General features: G+C 39.5%; 16 protein-coding genes. 10 read left to right on the top strand and 6 right to left on the bottom strand.

The genetic code is table 11. The features are described 5' to 3' along the window. Positions 1–92 precede the first annotated feature (92 nt). The 5 genes from ilvD to GZA11_RS09625 form a co-directional block, all read right to left on the bottom strand. Entirely contained in the window at positions 93–1,760 is a 1,668-nt protein-coding gene (ilvD, locus tag GZA11_RS09645) for a dihydroxy-acid dehydratase (RefSeq protein ID WP_163183600.1), read from the bottom strand. A gap of 11 nt (positions 1,761–1,771) precedes the next feature. Next, positions 1,772–2,680 carry a branched-chain-amino-acid transaminase gene (ilvE, locus tag GZA11_RS09640; protein ID WP_163183599.1) on the bottom strand — a complete coding sequence of 303 codons (909 nt, stop codon included), beginning with the start codon at positions 2,678–2,680 and terminating at the stop codon, positions 1,772–1,774. Positions 2,681–3,123: 443 nt separating this feature from the next. Continuing rightward, positions 3,124–4,425, bottom strand: a complete 1,302-nt coding sequence (locus tag GZA11_RS09635; protein ID WP_051968274.1) for an ammonium transporter — start codon at positions 4,423–4,425, stop codon at positions 3,124–3,126. A gap of 182 nt (positions 4,426–4,607) precedes the next feature. Continuing rightward, on the bottom strand, positions 4,608–4,943 hold the full coding sequence (locus GZA11_RS09630) for a MerR family transcriptional regulator (RefSeq protein WP_163183598.1): 336 nt from the start codon (positions 4,941–4,943) through the stop codon (positions 4,608–4,610). 131 nt (positions 4,944–5,074) lie between these two features. Further along, a complete protein-coding gene (locus GZA11_RS09625) occupies positions 5,075–5,374 on the bottom strand; it encodes a hypothetical protein (protein ID WP_163183597.1) in 300 nt (99 codons plus the stop codon). 357 nt (positions 5,375–5,731) lie between these two features. Here GZA11_RS09625 and GZA11_RS09620 point away from each other — a divergent pair, with 357 nt between their 5' ends. The 10 genes from GZA11_RS09620 to yfkAB all read left to right on the top strand — a co-directional run bounded on the left by GZA11_RS09620 (position 5,732) and on the right by yfkAB (position 20,196). Further along, complete coding sequence (locus GZA11_RS09620; protein ID WP_163183596.1) at positions 5,732–6,538, top strand: basic amino acid ABC transporter substrate-binding protein; 807 nt, start codon at positions 5,732–5,734, stop codon at positions 6,536–6,538. A 107-nt stretch (positions 6,539–6,645) separates the two neighbouring features. Continuing rightward, a complete protein-coding gene (locus GZA11_RS09615; RefSeq protein ID WP_038539508.1) occupies positions 6,646–7,302 on the top strand; it encodes an amino acid ABC transporter permease in 657 nt (218 codons plus the stop codon). Then, entirely contained in the window at positions 7,299–8,021 is a 723-nt protein-coding gene (locus GZA11_RS09610; RefSeq protein WP_163183595.1) for an amino acid ABC transporter ATP-binding protein, read from the top strand. Before GZA11_RS09615 ends, GZA11_RS09610 begins: the two co-directional genes overlap by 4 nt. Before the next feature lie 635 nt (positions 8,022–8,656). Further along, positions 8,657–11,410: a dynamin family protein gene (locus GZA11_RS09605; protein ID WP_163183594.1), complete on the top strand. Its 2,754-nt coding sequence runs from the start codon at positions 8,657–8,659 to the stop codon at positions 11,408–11,410. Positions 11,411–11,651: 241 nt separating this feature from the next. Further along, on the top strand, positions 11,652–12,419 hold the full coding sequence (locus tag GZA11_RS09600) for a 3-hydroxyacyl-CoA dehydrogenase (protein WP_163183593.1): 768 nt from the start codon (positions 11,652–11,654) through the stop codon (positions 12,417–12,419). Between the two features lie 114 nt (positions 12,420–12,533). Further along, positions 12,534–13,691, top strand: coding sequence for a thiolase family protein (locus GZA11_RS09595; RefSeq protein ID WP_038539520.1), 1,158 nt, complete (start codon positions 12,534–12,536; stop codon positions 13,689–13,691). Between the two features lie 121 nt (positions 13,692–13,812). Further along, on the top strand, positions 13,813–15,372 hold the full coding sequence (locus GZA11_RS09590; protein WP_038539523.1) for a fatty acid--CoA ligase: 1,560 nt from the start codon (positions 13,813–13,815) through the stop codon (positions 15,370–15,372). A 36-nt stretch (positions 15,373–15,408) separates the two neighbouring features. Further along, complete coding sequence (locus tag GZA11_RS09585) at positions 15,409–16,503, top strand: CaiB/BaiF CoA transferase family protein (RefSeq protein ID WP_163183592.1); 1,095 nt, start codon at positions 15,409–15,411, stop codon at positions 16,501–16,503. Between the two features lie 228 nt (positions 16,504–16,731). After that, complete coding sequence (gene recQ / locus GZA11_RS09580; protein ID WP_163183591.1) at positions 16,732–18,855, top strand: DNA helicase RecQ; 2,124 nt, start codon at positions 16,732–16,734, stop codon at positions 18,853–18,855. A 222-nt stretch (positions 18,856–19,077) separates the two neighbouring features. Next, positions 19,078–20,196, top strand: a complete 1,119-nt coding sequence (gene yfkAB, locus GZA11_RS09575; protein WP_163183590.1) for a radical SAM/CxCxxxxC motif protein YfkAB — start codon at positions 19,078–19,080, stop codon at positions 20,194–20,196. A gap of 135 nt (positions 20,197–20,331) precedes the next feature. Here yfkAB and GZA11_RS09570 read toward each other — a convergent pair whose 3' ends face one another. Continuing rightward, positions 20,332–21,546 carry an MFS transporter gene (locus GZA11_RS09570; protein WP_163183589.1) on the bottom strand — a complete coding sequence of 405 codons (1,215 nt, stop codon included), beginning with the start codon at positions 21,544–21,546 and terminating at the stop codon, positions 20,332–20,334. Positions 21,547–21,651: the final 105 nt, after the last annotated feature.

Raw genomic sequence — 21,651 nt, 5'->3', positions numbered from 1 at the left:
TGATTATTTTTTTATCAATTGAACTCTATTGATGTACCTTGCTTCACTATATAGAAGGGGAGGGGTACAAATGGTTCCCTATATGAAATTTATTAAATCTTCATAACCCCGCCAGTATTTGCGGAAGTGACCAATTTTGCATATTTTGCTAGGTAGCCGTTTTTAATTTTCGGCTCCGGTTTTACCCAGTTACGGCGCCTTTCGGCAAGTTCCTCGTCATCAACAAGCAGTTCAATGGAACGAGCCTCTAAATCGATTAAAATTTTGTCGCCATTTTGTACGAAAGCAATTGGCCCGCCTTGAGCGGCTTCTGGTGAAATGTGGCCGATGGATATACCTCTGCTTGCTCCTGAGAAGCGACCGTCCGTGATTAGGGCAACTTCTTTATCCAGACCGCGTCCGGCGATGGCCGAAGTTGGTGCAAGCATTTCTGGCATTCCCGGTCCGCCTTTAGGTCCTTCGTAGCGGATGACAACCACATGTCCTGCTTGTACGGTTCCGTTATTTATGCTTTCTAGTGCCTCATCTTGGGAGTTGAATACAATCGCTTCACCCAAGAAAGTTTTAATCGATGGATCGACTGCACCTACTTTGATGACACTACCGTCAGGTGCAATATTTCCATAAAGAATGGAAAGGCCGCCAACGGGACTATAAGGACGATCTTTTGGTCGTATCACGGTTTCATCAAGAATGGTTGCATCTTTTACATTTTCAGCTAACGTTTTTCCAGTAATGGTTATACAATCTTTATGAAGTGCGCCTTCCACTTTGCAAAGTTCGTTGAGAATCGCACTTACACCGCCAGCACGATGGACATCCTGCATAGAAAAATCGGATGCTGGCATGATTTTGGCCAAGTATGGAACCTTTTCAGCGATTTTATTGATATCTCGCAAATCATATTCAATTCCTGCTTCATGAGCGATAGCTAATGTATGAAGAACGGTATTGGTAGACCCACCCATTGCCATATCTAAGGCAAAGGCATTGTCGAATGCTTCTCTTGTCAAAATATCTCTTGGTCGAACATCGTTTTTAATTAATTCTATTAAATGTCTAGCTGCCTGACGGATGAGTTCATACCTCTCTTCGGAAGTGGCAACAATGGTTCCATTGCCTGGAACCGTCATTCCTAGTACTTCCAGTAGACAGTTCATTGAGTTAGCTGTAAACATACCTGAACAGGATCCACATGTAGGGCATGCAGTACTTTCAATTTCAAGCAGCTGCTGCTGACTGATTGTACCTTTATGATAAGCACCGACCCCTTCAAAAACAGATGTAAGGGAAAGTGGTTTTCCTGTAGATGATACACCGGCTTCCATTGGTCCACCTGATACAAATACAGAAGGTACATTAGTTCTAGCTGCTGCCATTAGCATTCCTGGTGTGATTTTGTCGCAGTTTGGAATGTAAAAAACACCATCAAACCAGTGAGCATTGATGACCGTTTCAGCACTGTCAGCAATAAGTTCCCGGCTAGGAAGGGAGTAACGCATGCCGATGTGTCCCATGGCAATTCCGTCATCTACACCAATCGTATTAAATTCAAATGGGACCCCACCAGCTTCACGAATTGCTTCTTTGACAATCTCACCAAATTGATTAAGGTGTTTATGACCGGGGATAATATCAATGTATGAATTACAAACTCCGATAAACGGTTTATCCAAATCACTTGTTTTCACCCCGGTTGCGTATAACAAACTGCGGTGGGGGGCCCGATCAATCCCCTTTTTAATCATATCGCTTCGCATGTTTCTATCTCCTAACTAACGATTGCATGGTTTACTTTTTCTGGGTAACAAGCTTCGCCATCTGTTGTGACTAACTTTCTAAATTCTTTTAAAAGCTCATTTGTAATTTTTCCTGGTTTGCCATTGCCGATTTGCCGTCCATCTACATCAATGACCGCAATGACTTCAACAGCCGTTCCTGTTAAAAATACTTCATCAGCCACGTAGACATCGTGTCTTCCAAATGGAGTTTCCTGTACTTCATACCCCTTCGCCCGAGCCACTTCGATAATGGCGTTGCGGGTAATTCCTTCTAATGCCCCCAAGTAAATAGGCGGTGTTTTAATCACTCCATTTTTTACAATAAAGATATTGTCTGCTGACCCCTCTGTTACATAGCCCTGGTCATTTAGCATTAAGGCTTCCTGTACCCCGGCTTGATTGGCTTCCAGTTTAACAAGAATATTGTTTAAGTAATTAAGAGATTTAATTTGTGGGCTCAATACATCCGGGCGGTTTCTTCTGCTAGCCACGGAAGCAATCTTGATCCCATTTTCATAAAGTTCCTTCGGATACATGGTTAATTCCTCTGCGATAATGATTACGTTAGGATTGGAGCAGGAGGCAGGGTCCAGTCCGAGATTTCCTTTACCGCGGGAAACAACGACTCGAATATAGGCACTTTCGAGCTGATTTTTTCTAACCGTTTCAACAATTAATTGCGTCATTTCTTCCTGTGTATATGGAATCTTCAGCATAATAGATTGAGCTGATTCATACAGCCGTTTCAGGTGAGCGTCAAGTCTGAATACGTTGCCGTTATAAACTCGTATGCCCTCAAATACCCCATCTCCGTATAAAAATCCATGATCATAAACTGAAACAACAGCATCTTCTTTCTTGACGAACTCTCCGCCAAGGAAAATCCATTGACATCCCAACATAACCACTCCTTTTTTGATAAAACGCTTTAAATGAATAAACTTAACTATGAAAAGAAAAGCCTTGCCCGATCCCATCAAAATGGTGATATACAAAGGCGTTTTTGAAGTGAATTTCTTATTTTCGATAATCTTACACCCATTTAGAGACAGGGTCAATATAAAAATCTGATAATTCAAACTAGTTAAAAAAATTGGGAGCGTTTACAATATTGTTACAGCAAGGAATGGAAGAAGTATATTTTTTTGAAAATTTTTTAAAAGGGAATATTTGAAAGCGTTTTAATAGAAGTGATACGAGGAATCTATAATCTAGGAATGGTTATTAATGGAAATAAAAGAAGCAATTGGAACAGATCGTAATTTATTGCTTATGTAGAAAGAATGGCGCCTCCAATAATGATGCCTTTTGAGAATGGAGGCCGCCTGAAAAGATTGTATGATTACGCATTAAGTTTTGGTTCGACTTGGATGGCTGTTTTTTGTTTCTTTTCAATAATTGGTTTAGGCTTAACAATTTCAGGATAGCCGTAACTTCCATGTTCACTAATATCAAGACCAATGATTTCTTCTTTTTTGGTTACACGTAATCCGTTCATTAATGCCTTCATGATGGATAAAAGAATAAACGAAACAATAAAAGCAAATGCCCCGCAAACAATCACTCCTAAAGCTTGAACACCAAGTTGGTGGAACCCTCCTCCATAAAACAGTCCCGCTTGGCCGACTGTTGCCAGTTCTGGAGTGGCAAAGAATCCAGTTGATAATGTTCCCCATATACCAGCCGTTCCATGTACAGAAAGGGCGGCAATAGGGTCATCAATTCTTTTCTTCTCAAAGAACCGAATGCTAAAGAATACAAGGATTCCAGCGATGAAACCGATCAAGACAGCCGCCCATGTATCAACAAATGCACAGGAAGCTGTAATGGCAACCAAACCTGCTAATGCTCCATTTAGCATCATTGGTACATCTGCTTTTCCTAGAACAATCCAGGAGATGGTCATCGCAGCAATTACTCCAGCACCAGCCGCCAAGTTGGTATTGACAGCGACAAATCCGAAGAAGGCGTTGTCAACAGAAAGGGTACTTCCCGCATTAAATCCAAACCATCCAACCCATAGTATCAAGACGCTAAGAGCAGTAAATACTTGATTATGTCCTGCAAGATTATTGGCTGAACCATCTTTATTGTATTTTCCGATACGTGGTTTTAGGATAATTGTCGCTGCAAAAGCCGCCATTGCTCCTGTCAAGTGAACGACAGTTGAACCGGCGAAGTCTTGCTTCCCATGCTCGGCTAACCAACCGCCTCCCCAAATCCAATGTGCAATCGGAGGATAAACGATAATGGAAAATAGGACAGCAAAGATTAGGTAGGCACTAAGTTTAGCTCTTTCAGCAAATCCACCAAACGCAATAGTTAAGGAAATGCCAGCAAACGCTGACTGAAATAAAAAGAATACTGGTCCTGATAGTCCTAAGCCTTCCACTTCATACCCAGAATAAAAGAAATCAGAAAGACCGATTAAAGAATTACCTTCTCCAAAAATGAATCCATAACCGACCGCCCAAAACATGATGGAACCTATACCAAATGTTAAGATTGTTTTTCCGGCGATATGTCCAGCATTTTTCATACGGGTAGATCCTGTCTCAAGTAGGATAAACCCCCCAATCATTAGGATGACAAGAACGGCACCAATCATCACCCAAATGCTGTTCATTAAAAATGTCGTATCCATTTTTTCTCCTCCTTTATTTCACATTCATTTTTCTAACAATTTGGATATATTTGAATTATTACTCATATGTGAGATTTTTTTCTACAATTATGTAAGAAAATATAACAAAGATTTTTTAAAACTTGTTTTTTATTGATCTGGTGGAGTGAGCGGAGGAAAAGGGCACAAAAAAAAGCCACATATTAAGAATAAGGGCCTTTTCGTATACCAAAATGGGCATTCAATTGTCCTTGTATCATTTTTCTTTTCATTTCATCTGGATTCTGTTTCTTTTGATCACGAAGCATTTCTTTTCTAATTTCATGTGTTTGCACACCATCTTCAATTTTGTTGGCGATTTCTACTAGTAATTCAACATCTTCAAAAGAGTATTTTCGGTTTCCTCCCGGAGTACGCTCAGGAAAAATAAGCTTGCGTTCTTCATAATAGCGAATTTGCCGTTCGGAAAGTCCTGTCAGCTCTTTGACAATCCCAATGGTAATCACTTTTTTATATTTATAAGACGAATCACTTCCCATTTTTGTCACTCACCACACTTATTTGTTTCTTACATTTTATACAATTTCAATCCAGCTAGCACCGTTTATGTTAGAAATTCTTACATTGATTTCATTATGTAAAAAAACCAGGGAAGGACTTCCCTGGTTTTTTAATACTCCCCATCAAACGGTGTGAATGGGAAGTTAAATCGTCTTTCTACTGCCCGCAGACGTTGGTTTACCCGTTGTAAACGGCGCTCCAACCGGGTAACTCTCCTTTCTAATTGTTCGATTTCCCTCTGTTGGCGATTATTTTCTCTTTCTAACTGGCTAACTCTGCGCTCCAACTGAGGTTGGCGATCTGGATCATAGGATTCTGTCGGTACATAATGATTCATTTGTTCTGGCGTGGCATAAGAACTGTAATCATAAGGGAAATGTGGAAACTGGTAGTATCCATATGGATTCATTAGGCAACTCTCCTTTTGTTTATGAATGCCCTATACATTATGTAGGCAATCATGGAGAAGTAACGGCGAATACCTAGATAATTTTTTTGAAGAAAAATTACCTTAAATCAAGGAGAGGGCCTAATGTGCAAGTGATAGTTATTTTTTACCATTAAAAGATATATTCACAAAACTATTTTACCGTATTAAAATAATAAATAACTATTAAATGTATATTTACAAACTTAATAGTATAAAAATGTAATTTTAGAATATTATCTATTTTTGTAAAAAACTACTTTAAAAATAGTAGGTAATAGTGTATATTCTAAACATTAAAAAAATTATAAAGAGTCGTAAAAAGAGGAGGTCAAACATATGAAAAAATTTAAATGGATGGCAACATTGATAGTTTCAGCGTTTCTTTTAGTGCTTTCTGCCTGTGGAGCAAGTGAAACTAGCGGCGGAGGAGAGAAGAAGAAGACGTTAAGGGTTGTTACAGATGCGGCTTATGCCCCATTCGAATATCAAGATAAGGGAGAAGTAGTCGGATTTGATGTTGATTTCATAAAAGCAGTTGCCAAGCAGGCAGGGTATGAGGTAAAAGTAGAGCATGTTGGCTGGGACCCATTATTCGTAGAAATTAAAGGGAAAACGGCAGATCTAGCAGTTTCTGCTATTACGATTAATGATGATAGAAAACAAACCTATGATTTCTCTGTACCTTACTTTTTGTCAACGAATAAAATTCTAATTCCAAAAGATAGCGATATTAAGAGTGCTGCAGATTTGAAAGATAAAGTAGTCGCTGTTCAAAACGGAACTACTGGACAAGAAGCAGTTGAAACTCTATTAGGTAAAGAAAATAAAAATGTGAAAAAATTTAAAGATAATAATCTGGCAATCATGGAACTAAAGAACGGCGGTGCAGATGCGGTAGTAGCGGATAATACCGTCATTGAAGAATATGTAAAAAATAATCCAAATGAGAATTTTATTGTCATTGAAGATGAAGGAGCTTTTGATAAAGAGTTCTACGGCGTATTGTTCCCTAAGGAAAGTAAGCTAAAGGCCGAATTTGATAAAGCGATTAAAGAAATGATGGAAAATGGTGAATACACGAAAATCTACAAAAAGTGGTTTAAAGTAGATCCGGATTTATCGGAACTCAAAGCGAAGCAATAATAATTGGTCACAAAAATTGCGTAACTCGTACAATCTGGCAGTTACGCAATTTTTCTCTTAAATACATCATGACGGTCTGTAGGTTTTTATAGGGGGATTTTATAAATATGGATATTCGTTGGGATTTACTTGCTGAATATGCTCCTTTTTTTGTAAAAGGGACGCTTTTAACGATTGGACTTTCTGTTTGTAGTATTTTACTAGGAACGATCCTTGGTTTATTCATCGGACTGGGAAAAATGGCACAGAATAAGCTGATTTCGCTGCCATTTAATATTTATATTACTTTTTTTCGCGGGACGCCACTATTAGTGCAGATTTTATTAGTACACTTTGGTCTGGTGCCCCTAATTTGGGGAGAAACCAATGGCATTCTAGCAGCGATTATTGCTCTTTCACTAAACTCAGCCGCTTATGTAGCCGAGATCTTTCGCGCTGGAATCCAGTCGATTGATAAAGGGCAAATGGAAGCAGCTCGTTCACTTGGGATGAATCATGTACAGGCTATGCGTTATGTCATATTGCCTCAGGCATTTAAACGTATGATACCTCCACTTGGAAATGAATTTATTGTCCTAATTAAGGATTCGTCCTTAGCGGCAATTATTGCCGCTAAAGAACTCATGTATTGGGGACAGGCTATGCAGGGGCAGTATTACCGTGTATGGGAGCCATATCTGACAGCCGCATTGATTTACCTTGTATTAACGTTTTCGTTAAGTCTATTGCTATCCCGACTTGAAAGAAGGTTGGCTGTACAATGATTGAAGTGAAAAATTTAAAAAAGACATTTGGCAATAATGAAGTTCTGAAGGATATTAGTGTGACTATTAAGCCTCAAGAAGTAGTGGTGGTGATTGGGCCGTCCGGTTCCGGTAAGTCTACCTTCCTGCGCTGCCTAAATTTGCTGGAAACGATTAATGGTGGTCATGTCTGGATTGAGGGGAAGGACATTACGGATAAAAACACGGATATTAATAAGATCAGGACTGAAGTAGGGATGGTGTTTCAGCAATTTAACTTGTTTCCGCATAAAAAGGTAATTGAAAATATCATGCTGGCACCTGTGAAAGTTCGGAAAGTATCGCCAGAAAAAGCAAGAGAAAAAGGATTAGAGCTTTTGAGGAAAGTGGGTTTGGCGGATAAAGCGGAAGCCTATCCAGATTCTTTATCGGGCGGACAAAAGCAGCGGGTGGCCATTGCCAGAGCCCTTGCGATGGAACCGAAAATTATGCTCTTTGATGAGCCTACTTCAGCACTTGACCCAGAAATGGTCGGTGAAGTTCTTGAAGTTATGAAGCAGTTGGCCAAAGAAGGAATGACCATGGTAGTTGTCACCCATGAAATGGGGTTTGCCAAAGAAGTAGGGGATCGTGTCCTATTTATGGATGGAGGTGTGATTGTAGAAGAAGGTAATCCAAAGGAAATTTTTGAAAATCCACAGGAAGAGCGAACAAAGGCATTTTTAAGTAAAGTATTGTAATAAAGGAGGCAGGAAAGCCTCCTTTTTTGTATATGTTAGACTTTAAGAAATGTTTAGCTGCTTATGATAAGTCAACCTTCAATAGCTTTCGCTTTTCGTATAAGATAAGAAAATCTATTGTAGACTTCGAGAATTGTCAAGCTCCAGCCCCCTAGCGTCTAATGCCCTTCGGTCTCTGCCCTACGATAAGTCAACATCGAACTGCCTTTCGGCTCTTCGTGTTTCCTTTATCTAAGTTGGAGACCTCCAAGTCATACGCCGCTAAGCAGGGGGCTTCCGCTTTTCGTATAAGATAAGAAAATCTATTGTAGACTTCGAGAGCTGTCTAGCTCCAGCCCCCTAGCGTCTAGTGTCTTTCGCTCTCCGCCCTACGATAAGTCAACATCGAATCGCATATGCTCTTCGTGTTTCCTATATCTCAGTTGGAGACCTCCAAGCCATACGCCGCTGAACAGGGGGCTTTCGCTTTTCTGATTCTAAACTGAAATACATATGTTACAATTTTAATAAATAGATTTGTTAGAATCGTATAATTGGGACTTATAATCATCATTCGCGTCGAATAGTATAAGGAATAGTAATGTCTCTTTTTTACATATTAATGAAATTGAGTGTTTGCAATTGGAGGGAAAGAAATGGCGATAGAACATCAGTTAAAAGATAAGACTTATTATCAAATGTTCATCAATGAACATGAAAATATCCATCCCATCCTCGCCCTTGGAGAGGCTTTTCAGGAAGAGGCTCAAAAAGATTTGCCTGATTTAGCCGATATCCGGTTTGCGCAGGGGGAAGTGTATTTTCACCATAAGGATTATGAAGCTGCTATTTTTAAATGGGAAAATATTACAAACGAACTCGAACCATGGGCGAGAAAAAATATAGCCGATGCTTACTATGAATTGGGAATGTTATCTCAAGCAGAAGATATATATACAGCATTGGAAGTAGACGATCCTACACTTAGAGCAGAAGTAGCATTAAAGTTGTTTTCACTTTACGTTCATCGTGGAAAAGTCAATGAGGCTGTAACGACAATTAAAAAAGCCGTTCAAACCAATCCTGATTATCCAAATGTTACGAGTATTGCTCGTGACTTTTTCGAGACGCAAGAAGACTGGTCTAATGCGGTGGAACTTGCAGTCAATGAAGCAAAGCGAACAGGATCACTAGAATGGTTTGATATATTGCTATCTTATATTGAAATGGGTGTAACAAAAGCATTTGCACCAAACTATTTTACGCAAGCATTAGTGAACCTGTATCACATCGATGTGAAGAAGTTTGAGCAACTTGTTTCCGCGTTTTGGAATAGCTGGCGTAATGAAAATACCTATCTCACATGGATGAATGAAGTAAATCATCTCTTATTAAACCTTGATTTGAATCGAGATGATAATTGGTCAGAGCTTTCTAAACTCCATAAGGAAACATATATAAGTTTGATTGCCGGAGGGTATTTAATTAAGGAGCTTCAAGATTATGTTCCTGTATTGCTGACAAACTGGATGCGTTTGGCTGATAACAAAAACATTGTTCCGGCTGCTGCATCTGTTTTAGCGTGGAATGAACTATTTCCTGCTAGTTTGGCTGTCAATATAGTGGAGGAGGCTGAACAACTTATTAGCGTGACCTCGTTTGACATGGATGAATTGGAGGAGTGTCTGAAGCTATTTGAAGCCATTATGACTTGGGCTGAATCCAATGAAATGGGTAACAACAATCGGGTTCGGTGGATTGTGGAGAAAATAGTAGATTTTGATACACAACATTTACTTGTTACAGGTCTTTGTGGTAGTGGGAAATCTACTTTTATCAACACCATTCTCGGGGAAGATCTGCAGGATAGTCCAACTTCTTCTGTAGTCATGTTCAGTCATGGGCAGGTGGAAGAAATTTTTGAAATTAATGATGAGGAATGCAGGAAGCTTTCTGGATTCTCGGATTTCCGGGAACGAATGGGTCGCCTCCGCAATGCACTGAATTCTATTATTGAATTTAACTATCCTAACAACTTTTTAAAGGAACAAAAATTTGCATTGATGGACACACCTGGACTAAATGGAAATCAACATGATCACTATGAGGTTTTTAAATATTTACAGGCGGCAGATTCCATTTTATTTGTTCTAGATGCCAATGAACCACTAACGAATAAGGAGCGCGCAATTATTAATCAAATACAGGAGCAGGCGCCGGATTTACCGATCCATTTTATTATTAGTAAAATGGATGTATTTGAGGATGAACAAGATGCATTACGTATTTTTGAAGAGACGAAAGAGGCAATCCATTCATCTTGGCCAGATGCTCAAGTGATGCCATTTTCTTCGCAATATGACCGAAATCAGCAGATTGGTGACCTTAAAGAGTTTTTGAAATTATGTAAGAATACGAGAAACATAGAAGATAAGCGCCTAGCCAAATTGCTTTATTATATCAGAACTACGATTGCAGGACTCCTGCAGAAACGGATTGATATAGAAAATCAATTAATAGAAACGGTCCGTTGGAACGAAGAAATGCACATGAAATTGAATGGTGGGCTTAATCAATTGAAAGATACGGAGATCCATAAATCGCGCATGATTACAAAAATGTTTGCGGAGATAAAGGAATCCGTTGAAGTTGAATTGATAGAAAATGTCCCTAAAATACTACGAGCGTGTGCGGAATTAATTAAGGAAGACAGTAATTTTAGCACCATTCACTTAGACCTTAACAAAGAAATGAATAATCGCATTCAGGATTACCTGGAGGAGCAGGTCATGCCAAAATTTTATCGTTCTATGCAAGAATGGATTGAGCAATGCCAAGAAGAGCTTGGACAGAGCCAAGAATTTTTATATGAGCTTGGTGATGGATTCAACCAAATGTATGGAGAGGAATATGTAAAGCTTGATTGTGATTTTAAAGTGTTGGATGACTGGCGCCGTGATATTGACCGAATGACAAGTCACTTCCAATTGGAAACTGTGAATATATTACTGCGTCGCACACCTTCACAAATTTTACTTAAGAGTGCTGGTAAGCTATTTGGAGCACTTTCGCAAAATAAGTCGATGTTATTTAACAAGTATAAATCCTTTGTGGAAAATGAAGATTATTATGAAATAGCCAAAACGGTTTCCCGGCAATTTTTCCAGCCGTTTGAGCTGTTTGAAAAATCATTTGAGCGGGATATTCATTTATTTTTCAAGAATCCATTGAATCAATTGAATCGCTGTCTAGAAGAGGCACAATCAGAAATCGAATTGAATCAGGAAAAATTAAAAGAGTTAAATGCCAATCCGGAATTGTTCCGTGATCCGCTGACATTGTTTGAAGTGCGCCTCCGACAGTTCGAGTGGATGACAGTAGCTGGGAAAGGAATGCAAACCGTCTATTAAATGTTTTTAGGAGATGTCGATAGTTTGATGCGACATCTTCTTTTTTTATAAAAAATTGTGTGTTACCGAATTTTAAATTAGGACTGGTTATTTCCTTAGTTTAAATTTTCTGAATTTTATGCTAATATTTAAGAGGTGAGAATATATGAGGCGAATGTCGACAAAGTTAACATCTTATCTCAAAAACTTGTTTACATAAACTTTTATAAAAAAAATATATTTTTTGCAGGAGGAATTTTTTATGAAAATGGAAGAATGCCGTGCGATTGTTACCGGTGGAGCATCGGGGTTGGGGGAAGCAACCGTTCGAAACATCGTACAAAAAGGAGGAAAAGCGGTCATATTTGACCTATCGGAGGAAAGTGGTCAACGTCTCCAAAAAGAATTGGGTGAATCTGTTTTATTTTTAAAAGCTGATGTTACGAAGGAAGTAAACATTCAGGAATCAGTACGGAAAGCGTCAGAATTTATGGGAGGAATTAATAGTTTAATAAACTGTGCCGGCATAGCCATTGCAGAAAAAGTGATAGGGAGAAAAGGAGTTCATGATCTATCACTATTTTCCAGAGTAATCAATGTTAATTTAATAGGATCCTTTAATGTTCTTCGCATAGTAGCTGAAAACATGATCAGTAATGAACCAAATGACCAAGATGAAAGAGGCGTTATCATTAATACTGCATCTGTTGCAGCATTTGAAGGACAAATAGGCCAAGCTGCCTACAGCGCATCTAAAGCTGGCATTGTTGGAATGACCCTACCGATTGCTAGAGAGCTAGCCCGATACGGAATCCGTGTCATGGCCATAGCCCCGGGACTTTTCCATACTCCAATGTTTAATACGCTTCCTCAAGAAGCAAAGGAATCATTAGGAAAAATGGTTCCTTTTCCATCGCGGCTCGGGTATCCAAGTGAATATGCCCAACTAGTCCAAAGCATCATTGAAAACCCAATGCTGAATGGTGAAACGATTCGCCTCGATGGTGCCATTCGGATGCAACCTAAATAATAGAGCAGTTTTATGATCTTAGTGCTTTCCAACTGAGAGAAAGGAAACACGAAGTCAGAGGAGATTCGATGTAAATGATCGTACGGCGGATGATAGAAAGTGAGGAAAAATGTGATGCATGAAGTTGTAATAGTTGAGGGTGTCCGTACCCCTATTGGAAGAAGAAATGGAGTATTAAAAGATATTCGTCCAGATGACTTAGCGGCGTTAACACTAAAAGAACTCGTTAACCGTGCAGGAATTGATCCTGCAATGGTGGATGACGTGATATTAGGATGTGTGTCTCAAGTTGGCGAGCAGGCCGGAGATATTGCTAGAGTAGCCGCATTAATTGCTGATTTCCCTATTGAAGTGCCAGGAACAACAATAGACCGCCAGTGCGGATCAAGCCAGCAAGCCATTCACTTTGCTGCCCAAGCAATCCTTGCAGGTGACATGGATATTGTTATCGCTGGTGGTGTGGAAAGCATGTCACGTGTTCCAATTGGTTCTAATTTCCAAGGGGCTAAAGACCCTTACAGCCCCAACTTACGAAAAAAGTATGAAATGATTCATCAGGGAATATCTGCTGAAAGGATTGCTGAAAAATATGGGTTTTCACGTGAACAGCTTGATCAATTTTCACTAGAAAGTCATAAAAAAGCCATTAAGGCCCAAGAAGAAGGTCGATTTGACAAGGAGATCATTCCGATTGAAGTGAAACTTGATGATGGTACGACAGTAGTGGTAAAAGAAGATTCCGGTCCTAGAAAAGATACATCTTTAGAAAAACTAGCCAGCCTAAAGCCGGCTTTTAAAGAACAAGGAGTGATTCATGCCGGTAACTCCAGCCAAATTAGCGACGGTGCTGCCGCCGTATTGCTCATGTCTCGTAAAAAAGCGGTAGAACTAGGTTTGAAGCCACGCTTTCGTGTCCATACCCGTGTCGTCGTTGGTTCTGATCCAACCTTAATGCTAACAGGACCAATTCCAGCCACACAAAAAGCATTGGAGAAAGCCGGCTTGTCCATTCATGATATTGATATATATGAAGTGAACGAAGCCTTCGCATCTGTGCCACTTGCATGGCTGAAGGAGGTGAGGGCAGACCCGGCTAAGCTCAATCCAAATGGCGGAGCAATTGCACTGGGCCATCCGCTTGGAGGCAGTGGTGCGCGATTGATGGTTACTATGATGCACCAACTGGAACGTACCGGTGGGCGCTATGGTCTGCAAACAATGTGTGAAGGCCATGGTATGGCAAATGCGACGATCATTGAGAGATTGGACTAACCATTTTCAATAATACGGGAATACCTATTCGTTAACAATGTGCCAAAAATTTGATCAAATGCAAAAGGGGCAATCGGATTTATCAGCCGATTGCTCTCTAAATAAAAAAGGAGGCGATATAATGAGCCAAATAACAATCGGTAAAATTTTTGATTTAACAGTAAAAAAGTACCCAAACAAAGAGGCACTCTACGATGTTCGAAAAAATGTCCGCTATACGTACGCACAGTGGAGCGAGCGAGTGAACCGCCTAGCCAATGCTCTAATAAACGAAGGAATCAAAAAGGGTGACCGCGTTTCTACGTTCATGTTTAATACGGAAGAATTAGGTACAGCCTTTTTTGCTTGTGCAAAAATTGGCGCCATTTTTAACCCGATTAACTTCCGTCTCACGTCAGAAGAAGTGGCATACATTCTTTCAGATGCTGCCCCGAAAGTAGTTATTTTTGAAAAAGCACTCGAACCAGTCATTATTTCTATTGCCAACCGATTTGAACAAACCTCTTTCTGGTTTATCGATGAAGAAATACCACCCTATGCAGTAAGCTTCCATGAAAAACTTGCCTCAGCCCCAACAGAAGATGTCCACATTGAAGTAAACGAAAATGATGTTTATGCCTTTATCTATACGAGCGGAACGACAGGAAGACCAAAAGGTGTCATGCATATTCACCGCAGCATGGTCGACCAAAGCATTCTATGTATTGCAGCTCAAAAACTGGAATCAGCAGATATTGGCCTAGTGACAGCACCAATGTTCCATTGTGCGGAACTACATTGTGCGTTCCTGCCAAGAGTCCATGTCGGAGCAAAGAATGTCATTTTGCATCAGTTTAATCCGAAAGTGATCCTATCATTAATTGAAAAAGAAAAAATTACAAAATTCTTTGCCGCCCCGACGATGTGGAACATGCTTTTGCAGGAAGACTTAAGCCAATATAATACAAAAAGCCTGAAATTAGGCTTATATGGGGCAGCTCCAATGGCTCCTTCTCTTGTGACCAAATTACACGATCAATTTGGTATACGATTAGTGCAGGCTTATGGAATGACAGAAATGGGACCGGCCATTACTTTTTTGTCGGAACATGATCAATTACGGAAAGCAGGTTCTGCGGGACAAGCTGCATTGAACCACGAAATTCGTGTCGTACGTACAAAAGAGGATGGGCCATCTGATCCTGAGGATATTATGCCAGTAGGTGAACCAGGAGAAATTATTGTAAGAGGCCCAAGTATGATGATTGGATACTACAACCGTGAAGAAGCAACGGAAAAAGCGATGCATAAAGGTTGGTACCATTCAGGAGATATTGGGTATATGGATGAAGAGGGTTACCTTTATGTCAATGATCGTGTTGACGATATGATTATCAGTGGAGGAGAAAATATTTATCCTCGTGAGGTGGAGGATGTTTTGCATGCCCATGAAGGAGTTCTCGATGTAGCTGTGGTCGGCCAGCCGGATGACCGCTGGGGGGAAACCGTAACGGCTTTTGTCGTGAAAAAAGATCCGAACCTAACAGAGCAACAGCTTGATGAGTATTGCAAGAATAGTAATAGCTTGGCGAATTATAAGCGCCCACGCAAATACATTTTCTGTGAGGCATTGCCACGTAATGCCAGCGGTAAAATTCAAAAATTTGTACTGCGTAAACAGCTCCAAGAGTTATTGAAATAAAGGTAACCTAATTTTCAAGAAAGGGTTTCAAAAGAAATGTTAAAGGGAATTAGAGTGGTAGATTTTTCTAATTATTTGCCGGGCCCGTTTGCTACTCTTAGATTAGCGGAATTAGGTGCTGAAATCATTAAGATTGAACCCCCAGGTGGAGACCCGGCCCGTCATACTGGAATATCTAAAAATGGAACCGGTATCATTTTTCAAGCAAATAATCGCCAGAAAAAGAGCATGACTCTAAATTTGAAACACAAAGAAGGTGTAGAAACTGCGCTGAAATTAATCTCCAGTGCGGATGTTGTCATTGAAAGTTTTCGTCCGGGAGTAATGGAAAAGCACGGGTTAGGTTTTGAGGATGCTAAAAAAGTGAAACCCGATATCGTCTATTGTTCTATTACTGGATATGGGCAAGAGGGGAAATTAAGTAGACTTGGTAATCATGACATCAATTATATGGCATTAAGCGGTATACTGGCACAGTTTAAAGATAAAACTGGAAGACCTGTTCACCCTTCTATCACATTGGCTGACTATCTGGGAGGATTTGCCGCAAATGAACGGATTCTTGCAGGACTAGTTTCTCGTTCTTTGACTGGTAATGGAAGCTATCATTCTATTTCTATAACCGATCAATTAGTCTCACTTCTTGGTAATCATGTAATGGTGGAAAAAGAACTAAAACAAGCTAGAGGTATTCCCATTCTTAATGGCAGTATCATTTCATATGCTCTTTATGAAACAAGCGATGGCCGCTATATGAGTTTGGGGGCACTGGAACCAAAGTTTTGGCAAAACTTTTGCCAGGCACATGGCCGGGAAGACTGGATCACGGAACATTTTTCAAAAACAGAAGACACTAATCCTGTGTTTCAAGAAGTTACAGCTCTTTTTAAAAGTAAGACCTTCTATGAATGGATAGAGTTTGCCCAAAAGGTGGATTGTTGCCTAGCACCTGTTCTGGAAATTGGTGAGCTTCAAGATAACCCTTATTTTAAAGAAAAGCAACTCATTTTTAAATCGCCATGGGGAGACTATCAAGTTAAAATGCATAGTGACCTGCCACAAAAAACTTTAACACCTCCTCCGAAAAAAGATGAACATAAAGAAGAAATATTGGAAAACATTCTTATATAAATAAAGGAGACTGTCGAGGTAAGGCGACAGTCTCCTCTATAGATATCACTTAATATGATTCACTGACTACGATTTTGAAAAAAATATATAATGTGGAGGATTTGATTTTCTATTAAAATCTTCATTTCTTTTTAATTTAGAGTTTTAAACCATGGTCCTCTCTATTTAACTGTTCGGCATAAACGGTATAATAGAATAGAAAACTCAGTTTAAGGGAGGAACTGCATCTTGTTTGAAAAAGCACTACCCCTGCTAGAATCATATTTCGGCTATCATTCTTTCCGCAAAGGTCAACAACAAGCGATCCAATCAGTTTTATCAGGAAAAAACACGATTTGTGTGATGCCAACTGGCGGAGGTAAGTCCATCTGCTATCAAATACCCGCACTTATTTTTCCAGGGACTACAATAGTTATCTCTCCACTTATCTCGTTAATGAAAGACCAGGTAGACTCCCTTATTCAAATGGGAATCCCAGCAACATATATTAACAGTACGCTCAGTTATCAAGAAGCAATGGAACGGATCCATGATGCAAAACAGGGAAGATACAAACTTTTGTACATAGCACCTGAGCGCTTGGAATCATATGAATTTATTGAAGACTTAAAATGGATGGACATTCCTCTGGTGGCAGTGGATGAAGCCCACTGTATTTCCCAATGGGGCCACGATTTCCGACCGAGCTATCGGCATATCCAGAAAATGATTCAAAGTCTTCCCCAAAAACCTATCGTAATGGCCTTGACAGCAACGGCTACACCAAATGTCCGTGAAGATATTTGCAGCCTGCTAAATATTGACATGAGAAATTCAGTTATTACTGGATTTGAACGTGAAAATCTCATTTTCTCTGTAATTAAAGGGCAGGATCGGTTTCGATATTTACTAGATTATTTAAAAAAGAATAATAAGGAATCAGGTATCATTTATGCAGCCACTCGAAAAAATGTTGACATCCTCTATGAACGACTTAAAAAGGAAAACATAAATGTCGCTCGTTACCATGCGGGAATGGGGGATGCCGATCGGGCGCAGGAGCAAGAAAAATTTTTAAAAGATCAAGCATCGGTGATGGTCGCCACATCTGCTTTCGGAATGGGGATCGATAAATCCAATATCAGGTATTGTATCCACCTACAGCTTCCGAAAAATATGGAGAGCTATTATCAGGAAGCCGGACGTGCCGGTCGTGACGGGCTAAAAAGTGAGTGTATTGTTTTATATTCACCGCAAGATGTCCATATTCAACGCTTTTTAATTGAACAATCATGTGATATAAGTCGAGCTAATCAAGAACTAAAAAAGTTGCAAAGTATGGTTGACTACTGTCATACGGAATCCTGCCTTCATGAATTTATCTTGCACTATTTCGGGGAGACAGAAACGGAACCTTGCGGCAGATGTGGAAATTGTACGGACACTCGGACAAGCATCAATGTAACGAAAGAGGCCCAAATGGTCTTATCTTGCATCATACGGATGGGGCAACGATATGGAAAAAGTTTTACGGCGCAAGTATTAACAGGCTCTAAAAACAAAAAAGTGGTCGAGCTGGGTTTTGAAAAGTTATCGACCTACGGGATCATGAAGGATAAAAGCGCCAAAGATGTCAGTGATTTAATCGATTTTTTAATCTCGCAGGAACTCATCGCGGTTGAACATGGAACATTTCCTACCTTGTATGTTCCTCCAAAAGGTAAAGAAGTTTTGTTAGGGAATCAACAGGTGTTTCGCAAAGAAACGGCCCAGGTTAACCAAGTATCAATAAAAGACCCTTTGTTTGAAGAACTTAGAGCCGTCCGAAAGCGCATTGCTGATACAGAGAAAGTGCCACCGTTTGTGATTTTTTCTGATGCGTCACTTAAAGAAATGTGTGTCAAACAGCCAAAAACACAAGAAGAGTTTTTAAATGTAAGTGGTGTCGGAGAACATAAGATGCAAAAATATGGCTTAGAGTTTATCCAAGCCATTCGATCGTTTTTACAAAAAAATCAAGAATATGAAAGTGAGCAGGAACCTGTTCAGACTGAGAACAAGTCTGTGAAAAAATCCGTAAAAGATTCTTATATGGAAACTTATCATCTTTTTCAAGAGCATTTGACTATCGAAGAAATAGCGAAAAGACGCGATCTAGCTATTAGTACAATTGAAAACCATTTACTCCAATGTGCTGAACATGGTTTGGATCTAGATTTTTTAAGACTGATTCCAAATGAATATATCCCCCTGCTTGAAAAAGCGGTTCAAGAGGCAGGCAGAGAACGATTAAAGCCTATCAAAGAGCTTCTTCCCGAGGAAATTAGTTATTTCATGATTAAGGCATACCTTCATTTTTTAAGTAAAAAATAGCGATTTTCTTATATTTTAAGAAAAATACCTTAGCAAAACTGTGATACTTGTCGATTTTTCTCTACGCCTGTTAAATTTCCCGGGGAATTTGTCGATAAGTAATGGATCTTTGAATGATAGTATAATAGTATTCAATCATTCATAAGCTTTTGTATAACAATAAACACAAAAAATAGGCTATAATAATTAAGTTTGTTAGTACCGATTTTAAAGGAGCAAGCTATGAAAACAATGAAGAAAATTACCCCTTCTTATGATCCGTGGGAAGCCTATCTGGATATCGAACAGTATGGGAAACCTCAGTTGACAAATATTGAGTTTACTACAACTACCTTATGCAATATGCGCTGTGAACATTGCGCAGTAGGATACACACTGCAGACAAAGGATCCTGAGGCACTTCCGCTAAAACTTCTTTTATCTAGATTGGAAGAAATTCCAACACTAAGAGCCCTGAGCATTACTGGCGGAGAGCCGATGTTATCCATGACATCTGTCAAGAACTATGTAGTTCCGATCTTGAAATATGCCCATGAACGCGGAGTACGGACCCAGATTAATTCAAATTTAACGCTCGACTTGTCCCGATATGAACTCATCATTCCATATCTAGATGTTTTACATATTTCGCATAACTGGGGAACGATTGATGATTTCGTTGAGGGTGGATTTGCTCGTATGGCTAAAAAGCCAGATTACTCTCAGCGAGCAAAATATTTTGAAAGAATGATTGAAAATAGCCGTGAATTGGTGAAAGCAGGAGTCATGGTATCTGCCGAGACGATGTTAAATAAACGGACATTGCCTTATTTGGAAAAAATCCACCGACAAATTGTCGATGAAATGCTTTGCCAGCGGCACGAGGTCCATCCGATGTATCCAAGCGATTTTGCTGGAAATCTTGAAGTTTTGTCACTGGATGAATTGCGTTCAGCGATCCATCATTTGCTGGACATCCGGGATGAGAATGTATGGATGCTGTTCGGCACACTGCCATTCTATGCTTGCAGCAGCAAACAAGAAGATTTAGACTTATTAAAACGGCTTCATTCAAGCAAAAATGTGACTGTCCGAAATGACCCGGATGGGCGTTCTCGTCTTAATGTTAATATTTTTAATGGTGATATTATTGTGACCGATTTTGGAGACGCTCCTCCGCTTGGAAACATTCAAACGACTAGTCTCTTGGATGCTTATGAAACATGGCAATCTTCAAAATTAGCGAAAGAATTAAGCTGTCATTGTACGGCAGTTAAATGTCTAGGACCTAATATTCTAGTAAAAAACAGTTATTATCAAAATGTAGATTTCACAAAACGGAAAGCGAATTTGGCATTCTAAAAAGCAGGATTTTCCTATCCTGCTCAAATGGTTATTTATCTAACAAAAAATGCTTAGAGCGTAATGATATGCTCCTCATAAGGTGGACAGGTTAAAAAATAAAAATCTGTTTACCAAAGGGGAGTATTTTTACTATTAAGCCGTATGTTTTGCCAGCTTTAGATGTTTATGCATGGATATAAGTAAGATCACCCCGCTGATAAGAAGCAAGGCACTAGTGCTAATAAATACAGCTGAAAATCCTAGATAACTGGAAATGAAGCCGCCCATCATTGGACCAATGATATTTCCAAGAAACCTTAAACTATTGTTATAGCCAAGTACTTCTCCTTGCATAGCAATGGGAGCTTCTTGACGAATATAGGCAATACGGACAGGAATGATTCCTCCGATGGCTACTCCAAGGATAAAGCGGATCACCACTAATTGCCAATATTCTGTGACAGCTGCTCCTGGCAAATAAACAATTCCTGAAAAAAATAATAGAATCACGAGTACTTTAATATATCCGTGTTTATCCGCAATTTTACCCCAGTTTCGAGACATTAAAAGATTCCCTAGACCTGCAGCGGAAAAGGCAATTCCCGAATAAAAGGCGATGTTCACAGGGCCATGCAGTTTAGCCACAAATAGGGATAGGATGGGTTGAATGCTGAAGTGCGCGATCTGGACTAGAGTTGAGATGAGTAGGACAGTTAGCATGACAGGGTTTTTAATAATATGTAAAATGACTTCTTTGCTTGAGTAATGGGATTGCTCCCCTTGTTTCATTTCAATTCTGAACTCTTTTGTAGCCATCACAAGCAGGGCAGAGAAGAAAATGAAAAACGAAGTCCATTTAAAGGTGGCAGAGTAGCCAAATGCATCTGCTAGAACGCCGCCGACCATGGGTCCTAATAAAGTTCCTGTTATACTTCCTGTTTGTAACGTGCCTAAAATTCGGCCAGCAATTTCTTTCGGTGTTTGTGTCGATATAAACGCTTGCGACATAGGAATAAATCCAGAAAAAAAACCCATGAAAAAGCGAAACAGTAATAACTCCCAAACAGATTCAGCAAAACTGATAAACAATATAGATAATCCCATGCCAAGACCAGAGATAATTAAAATCTTTTTCCTTCCGTACCGGTCGCCAATTTTACCCCAAATCGGAGAAAACAAGAAGGCAGAGACAAAGGTAATTCCAAATGTAATGCCTGACCAATGCTCGACATAGGTTTCTGAAAAATTTCCCATCGATTCGATGTATAATGAGATAAAAGGAAGCACCATCGTCATACTTCCAGCAACAAAGAAGTTAGCAAACCATAGAATCCACAAATTATGCTTTGTACGTTCTTGCTGAGTCACAGCTTTAACACTTCTTTCTGCATAAATATTTCGATTCTCTAAATATTATTATAATGAAATTTCTGAAAAAGTGAAATAGGAAGTTTATCCTTAAGGAAGGAAATA

The organism is Neobacillus sedimentimangrovi (assembly GCF_010614825.1).
Taxonomy (GTDB): domain Bacteria; phylum Bacillota; class Bacilli; order Bacillales; family Cytobacillaceae; genus Neobacillus; species Neobacillus thermocopriae.
The sequence above is the reverse complement of the archived record's forward strand: the minus strand, read 5'-3'. Positions and strand labels throughout refer to the sequence as shown.

What these genes read in the sequence shown, in the direction of transcription:
- ilvD (WP_163183600.1), bottom strand. Translation starts at nt 1,760, where the DNA reads ATGCGAAGCGATATGATTAAAAAGGGGATTGATCGGGCCCCCCACCGC.
- GZA11_RS09635 (WP_051968274.1), bottom strand. Translation starts at nt 4,425, where the DNA reads ATGGATACGACATTTTTAATGAACAGCATTTGGGTGATGATTGGTGCC.
- GZA11_RS09630 (WP_163183598.1), bottom strand. Translation starts at nt 4,943, where the DNA reads ATGGGAAGTGATTCGTCTTATAAATATAAAAAAGTGATTACCATTGGG.
- GZA11_RS09625 (WP_163183597.1), bottom strand. Translation starts at nt 5,374, where the DNA reads ATGAATCCATATGGATACTACCAGTTTCCACATTTCCCTTATGATTAC.
- GZA11_RS09620 (WP_163183596.1), top strand. Translation starts at nt 5,732, where the DNA reads ATGAAAAAATTTAAATGGATGGCAACATTGATAGTTTCAGCGTTTCTT.
- GZA11_RS09615 (WP_038539508.1), top strand. Translation starts at nt 6,646, where the DNA reads ATGGATATTCGTTGGGATTTACTTGCTGAATATGCTCCTTTTTTTGTA.
- GZA11_RS09610 (WP_163183595.1), top strand. Translation starts at nt 7,299, where the DNA reads ATGATTGAAGTGAAAAATTTAAAAAAGACATTTGGCAATAATGAAGTT.
- GZA11_RS09605 (WP_163183594.1), top strand. Translation starts at nt 8,657, where the DNA reads ATGGCGATAGAACATCAGTTAAAAGATAAGACTTATTATCAAATGTTC.
- GZA11_RS09600 (WP_163183593.1), top strand. Translation starts at nt 11,652, where the DNA reads ATGAAAATGGAAGAATGCCGTGCGATTGTTACCGGTGGAGCATCGGGG.
- GZA11_RS09595 (WP_038539520.1), top strand. Translation starts at nt 12,534, where the DNA reads ATGCATGAAGTTGTAATAGTTGAGGGTGTCCGTACCCCTATTGGAAGA.
- GZA11_RS09590 (WP_038539523.1), top strand. Translation starts at nt 13,813, where the DNA reads ATGAGCCAAATAACAATCGGTAAAATTTTTGATTTAACAGTAAAAAAG.
- GZA11_RS09585 (WP_163183592.1), top strand. Translation starts at nt 15,409, where the DNA reads ATGTTAAAGGGAATTAGAGTGGTAGATTTTTCTAATTATTTGCCGGGC.
- yfkAB (WP_163183590.1), top strand. Translation starts at nt 19,078, where the DNA reads ATGAAAACAATGAAGAAAATTACCCCTTCTTATGATCCGTGGGAAGCC.